The sequence below is a fragment of the Dyella sp. ASV21 genome (assembly GCF_016428975.1).
GTDB lineage: Bacteria > Pseudomonadota > Gammaproteobacteria > Xanthomonadales > Rhodanobacteraceae > Dyella.
The window spans coordinates 1-5,726 of sequence record NZ_JAELTT010000122.1; the positions used below are offsets into that span (position 1 = coordinate 1).

At 68.0% G+C, this 5,726-nt stretch carries 5 protein-coding genes; 1 reads left to right on the forward strand and 4 read right to left on the reverse strand.

The window, feature by feature from the left end; genetic code table 11:
- The 4 genes from JHD67_RS20755 to JHD67_RS20770 all read right to left on the reverse strand — a co-directional run.
- Positions 1-1,628: hypothetical protein (locus JHD67_RS20755; protein WP_199101057.1), on the reverse strand; the 1,628-nt coding region annotated here is incomplete at its 3' end.
- A 31-nt stretch (positions 1,629-1,659) separates the two neighbouring features.
- Positions 1,660-2,787: a tyrosine-type recombinase/integrase gene (locus JHD67_RS20760; RefSeq protein WP_199041245.1), complete on the reverse strand. Its 1,128-nt coding sequence runs from the start codon at positions 2,785-2,787 to the stop codon at positions 1,660-1,662.
- A complete protein-coding gene (locus tag JHD67_RS20765) occupies positions 2,784-3,467 on the reverse strand; it encodes a hypothetical protein (RefSeq protein ID WP_199041242.1) in 684 nt (227 codons plus the stop codon). Before JHD67_RS20765 ends, JHD67_RS20760 begins: the two co-directional genes overlap by 4 nt.
- On the reverse strand, positions 3,460-4,554 hold the full coding sequence (locus tag JHD67_RS20770; protein ID WP_199041240.1) for a hypothetical protein: 1,095 nt from the start codon (positions 4,552-4,554) through the stop codon (positions 3,460-3,462). Before JHD67_RS20770 ends, JHD67_RS20765 begins: the two co-directional genes overlap by 8 nt.
- Positions 4,555-4,764: 210 nt before the next feature.
- Between JHD67_RS20770 and JHD67_RS22940 the strand changes: the two genes are divergently transcribed.
- The coding region (locus JHD67_RS22940) for a DNA-binding protein (protein WP_199101058.1) at positions 4,765-5,726 on the forward strand (962 nt) is incomplete at its 3' end.

Consider the following 5,726-nt stretch of genomic DNA (forward strand, 5'->3'; position numbering starts at 1 on the left):
AGTGGCAGCGACGGCTCCTCCCGGTTCACGAGCCCGAGCATGGTGTCCACGTGCGCCGGCGTGACACGACTGTCGTGACCGGCCGATGCGACGCGTATGCGCTCGACGTGCGCGAGGATCACTTCCTCGGCGGTCGCGGCGGGATCGGCAAACACGCGATCGATGAGCGTGGTGGCGCGCGCCGGATCGCCTTGCAGTGTGAAGGCGCTGGCCAGAATGAGGGCCGCTCGGTGGTTGTCGGTCCAGCGTCCGATCAACGCCTCGGGCGGCAGGGGTACGCCTTCGATGGCCGACAAGGCGCAACGGTAGAGCCACAGCGAGGCCGGCGCGTCGGGATACGCGAGCGCTTCTTCCCAGGCCGCCGCGGCGGGCGCGAACTCGCCGAGGGCGCGCTTGGCGTGACCCAGGTTCACCAGCATCGGCAGCCGTAGCCCCGGGCTTTGGATGGCAGGATCGGCCAGCAGCACCTCCAGCTGCGCCGCGCATCCGCGCAACGCGTCGGTGACCGTGGCGCCGGACTCTTCCGCGCGGATGAGCTGCCACAGCCGCGCCCCCAGTTCATTGGCGCGCGCGCCCGGCGGCCAGTCCGGTTGGCGGCTCCTGGCTCGGCTGTACCAGGTGATGGCGGCCTCCAGCTCACCGAACTGGAACGCGGCGTCCGCCAACGCCAGGGCGATCGGCAGGGGGTCCCCCAGCACCTCGGTCGCGAAGGCCTCGAGCGTTGCAAACGACGCGTCCTCGCGAAGCGCATGCACGCGCACGTACGAACCCACCACCTGTGGCTTCGTGGCGGCGGTGGTCGCTGCCAGCGCCCGGGTTAACCACGCGTCGGCCAAGGCCGCGTCGCCCGAGAGCTGGGCAGCATGCGCGCCAAAGGCAATTACCGACGCGTTCGGCGACGGGACCAGCAACTCGCCGCGCACCGTCTCGATGACCGTGTCGAACTGCCCCAGCGCAAAGCGAGCGCGCACTTCCACGAGCAACCGCTCGCTACGGTCCGCAGACCCGGTGTAGCGCGACAGCTCGTCCAGCGTGCGCTGCGGATCGCCCGCGTCGGTCCATGAGCCGATGGCGCGCAGCGCCACATCACTGCTAGCTGGGCCGACATCGGGTGCACTGGTGGCCAGTGCTTGGCCGGGCCGAAACGTGAACGCCTGATGCAGCGCGTCCAGATACCCCGGCGACAGGTGCGCGAGGACGCCCTGAGCCAACTTCGGTCGTCGCGCTGTCTCTTCTGCGAGGTCCTGGCGCGCGAGCACCGTGACGTTCGCGCGCTCGTGGATCGTCGCGGCACGCGCGTGGGCCTGGACGACCGCATCCCGATCGTTGAGGGTGCAGACGATGTAGTGGGTGAGCGGCGGCGTAAACGCGTGTGCCGCCGTAACCTCCACGTCGAACTTCGCCGGCGTGAGCTTGGTGCGGGTGTAGGCCTTGGCCTGGACACCGATCCATTCGCCGGCCGGCGTGCGAAAAAACACATCGACACCGGCCTGCGCCTGCCCCGAGCGGCCATTCCGCTGGGGCGGAAGGGGCAAGCCATACAGTTCCTGGAAGTACAGGCACAGCCACTCTTCGAACGCGTCGTCGTCCAAGGACGCCAGGTGCTGGGACCAGACCGCCGTACTCATTCCGTGGCACTCCGGCCGCGATGGGAACCGTTCATTCGGTCTCCTTGCGACCGCCGGCCGCGCGCTGCTTAGCGCGCAGCTCCGCCACCGCATTCGCGCCCGCCTGCGAGCGCCGCGTGTAGATCGCGACCATCTCTGCGCTCCGCCATCCGCCCGCATCCATGATCTGCGCAATGGTGGCGCCGCCGTTGATCAAGTCGTTCGCGGTGCCCACCCGCGTCGAGTGGCCAGAGATGCTCCACGCGTGCGCCAGTCCCGCCTGAACGGCGCGCCGGCGGAAAATGCGTGCCACTTCTTTGGCGCCCAGCGCGACGATGGGCGGCTCCCGACCCTCAGCAACGGCCGCCTGCACCCGTCGCTTTGGGCGACCACCCACCGGGAGGAACAGCAGTCCCGTCTCGATGCCCGCCGCCGCCTGCCAGGCGCGCACGCGGGCGATGGTCTCCTCCGAGACGTGCCGGTAGTCCTTTCGCTCGCCGGTTTGATTGCTCTTGCTGCGCGGTAGCCACAACGACCAGCTGCGCTTGGCTCGATTCTGATGCAGATGTTCGACGCGGACACCCACCAGTTCGGACTCGCGCGCGAGCGTGTCGGACGCCAAGGCGAGCATGGCGGCATCACGCAAGTCGCGAGGATGTTCGCCAAGCGTGGCCAGGATCTTCGCGATGTCGTCCGTCAGCAGCTCGCCGGCCTGTCGGGTCAAATTGCCGTTGTCGGGTTCGCCGTCAGCGCCGGTTCGTTCAACGAGCGTTTTCCTGATCGCCCCCCACTTGCGTTTCCAGCGAGCATCCTTGGCCGGACTGGCCAATCCGGCCGCCTCGTGGATCAGCCCCACGGTGTAGACGTAGCGCTTGAGCGTTGAAAGCTTGCGCCCGCGAATCAGCGCGTTGTTGATGAACGCGGCCAGCTGATCCACGTCCGCCGGCAACGGCGTGCGGTGCTGGGCCTCGCACCACTCGATGTACTGTTGCCAGTCCGCGCGGACGGCAGCCACGGTGGCGCGGGCTTGGCCGGCGAGAAAGTCGGCCTCCCAGGCGCGCAAACGCTCCAGCAGCGCCGGCGCCGACGGCACCGCGACGACCGGCTCGAACGCGGTCGACGCGACCGCCGCCACCTCCTGAAGGTCCTGCAAGCTGTCGACCACAAGCAGTTCGTTCATGGATCGATGTCCGGATCCGGCGCGGGCTCGTCCTCCCACTGATAGCCGGGCGCTTCGACGGCATCCTTGATCAGGGCGATGCCGGCGGCACTCGTGAGGTCGATGTCTTCGATGATTTCCCAGTCGTCCGGGTCGAAGGGCGGGGCGTACAGCACATAGACCAGATCGTCCGGGTACTGCTTCGAACGCCAGCCCAGGGCCGCGTGTTGGAAGCGCAGTTGCGTCAGGAAGCGCTCGACCCCGGCGGCCATGCCGTGGGAGATCGCGTGCACACTGTGGGTGCAGGCCATCTCCCAGGCCATGTCCTCGGGCGTGTCCGCGTCCACGAAGCGCAGTCGATGGGGACGGTCCACGCGGATCACGGCCTCAATGTCGCGCTTGGCGCGCAAGCGCACCAGGCGGCGGCCCGCATAGAGGGCCGCTGGCACCGACACCTGGTTATCGGCGTTCGGCGACACGGTGCGCAGAATGATCTCCCACAGGGCGCCGCGGTGGCCGGTCGCCACGTAATACGCCGGGCGCAGGTTTGGCTGGCCCGGCGGGCCCATGAGGGCGTAACGCGTGTCGCAGAACGGGTTCGGCGACCGCGCATCGAAGACTGCACGATAGGTGTGCGCCACGACGTCGCCTGCTCGAATGCTTTGGGTCTGGAACGGCCACTTCGTGATGACGTCAGTCACGGGCGACCTCGGCCGGTGCCAAGTCCTTGGCCAAGGCGATCACCGCGTCGGGCGCTTCCCCGAACACCTCCGCCGGTGTGCGCGGCTGATCGCTCAGGAAGTTCAACGTCAACGCCCCGGTGACCGGATCGCTCATGTCGATCCCGGGCGCGGCCAACGCCGCCTGAGACAGCGCGGTGTTGGGCTGATAGAGCCAGTACGCACGCTTCCAGCCGCCCTTGTCCTGCTCGTTCGTGTCGGCCCAACCGATGCGCGTCCGTAGGGTCTGGAACAACGCCTTGCGATGCGCGTCGGTCAGCCCGTCGGCACACTGGAAGTCCGGGTGCACGTACGTGCGGTCGCGCGCCGACCAGACGCCGAACAGTTCATCGGCACGGCGCTTGCGGCTGGCCCACGACGTCGCGTCCTCGGCGCGGGCATTGAGGCGGCGGGCCACCTCGGCTGCCGAGAGGCAGTGCTCGGCCAAAATGCGTTCCTTGGGGGAACGCGGGGCAGGGGCCTCCTCGGCCTCGGCGGCTGGCGCCGGCGTCGTGGCGGTCAGACGCTCGACCAGGCTGGCCCACTCGGTGTCGTCGCCACCGCCGCGCTTGGGCGAGAGCTCCACCAGCAGGCGGATCGGCTCGTCCAGATCGAGCGCGCCCGAGTGCGCAGCATCAAAGAGCGCGTGATCGTGGACCCGGAAGGCTTTGGTTAAGTACTCGCGACTGAGACCCGTCCGCGCGGGACGGACCGCAAAGGTGTGATCCTGCGCCTCGAGCAGCGCCCACGCGTTCTCAAACTGGTTGGTGCCCGACCACAGCCGCTTGAGGGTCTCGGCGGCCACCGTGCTCCGACGGAACACCTGCGCCACCGTCGCCTTGATCAAGCTGATCGCATCTTCCGGAATGTCTTCCTCGCGGGCGCCCAACGGGGCCATCAGATAGAACGCGAGTCCCGGCGCGACGGCGCGCTCGTTGGAGCCGCGCTTCAGATCCAGCTCGCCCAGCGAGACGCGCCCCACGGACGAGGTCACGCGGCGATGCGCGGCGTCGAGGCGCAGGCCCAGCTTCACCACATTCACGGGGGCATGAGCGACGTGGACGGTCATAGCGTTCTCCAAGGGCGCGATTTGCCGAACTTGAGGCTACGCCGGTCCGGCCCATTTTGCAATCCTGCAAGCCTAGTCGCATTGGTTAATAAATGGAATTATTGCCCATCCGACGATATTAAGGCTATGCTCTATGTAGCCTTCTTTATGTATTGTTCCAAACTGGCAAAATGCGGTATAACGGCGCCCACGCACCTGCCGAGAATCGCCGTGGCCAGTTCCTCCAACCCCTCGACTGAACGCTGGAACGCCGCCGTTACGGCTGCCACGTCGGCGCACGTCGCCGGGAAAGAGCTGTCGTGGGAGACCCTGCCGAGCTTGCGACAGACCGTGGAGCAGCTGATCGCCACGGGACGCTGCGTGGCCTGGTTCCGCGACGCCAACACCCCGGGCGGGTTCGCGCGCGTACCGATCGAGACAATGCAGCTCAGCTCGCAGATCTCGCCGATTCGCAACGCGGGCCGGCGCACCGCGGACCCCACCAAGCCGACGGACCACGCGATGGCGCTGTCCAGCGCGACTCGGACACTCGTGCTCTCGCCGGCGCGGCTGACCTACCTGCCGGGGCGAACCCCAGCACGAAGCGCATTTCACCTGCGGACCGCTAAGGTGGCCCTGGGCGCCTTCCCCCAGTCCACGAACCCCTTGAACTTCGGGGAGGCGCAAGGACTCCTGCTTACCGACGCTGAGTTCGATTTGCCCACCGCGTTGCGCCACGGGGGCGACCCCGCCGACCTGGACGCCATGCTGGTGGCGTTCGCGGGGACATCCCGCGCCAGTTATCAACCGCTGCAGGAACGCATCGCTCAGGAAGAGGCCGTTGAGCGCATCCGGACCCGCTACGTCGAAGCCCGGGACCCCGATGCGGGGCCGATCAGCCAGGCCGACATCGACGTGATCGTTGAGGCGGCGCTAGACCTCGGACAGGTGCCCAGCCTCAAACTGGTGCACGCCGTCACACAGGGCCGCGGCTCACCGAACGCGGTATACCCGAAGATCGCGGAGGCGATGGGACGCCTGTCGCCCGCGCGCCGCGCCAAGCCCCCTGAGGTCCACAAAGGCTTCTGGGATGCCTGGCAAGCGCTCAAAGGCGCCGCCACGGAGACAGGCCAGCGAGCGCTCGAAGAGCAGCAGCAGGCACTCGACGCCGAGCGTAACCAACTGCAGGAGGC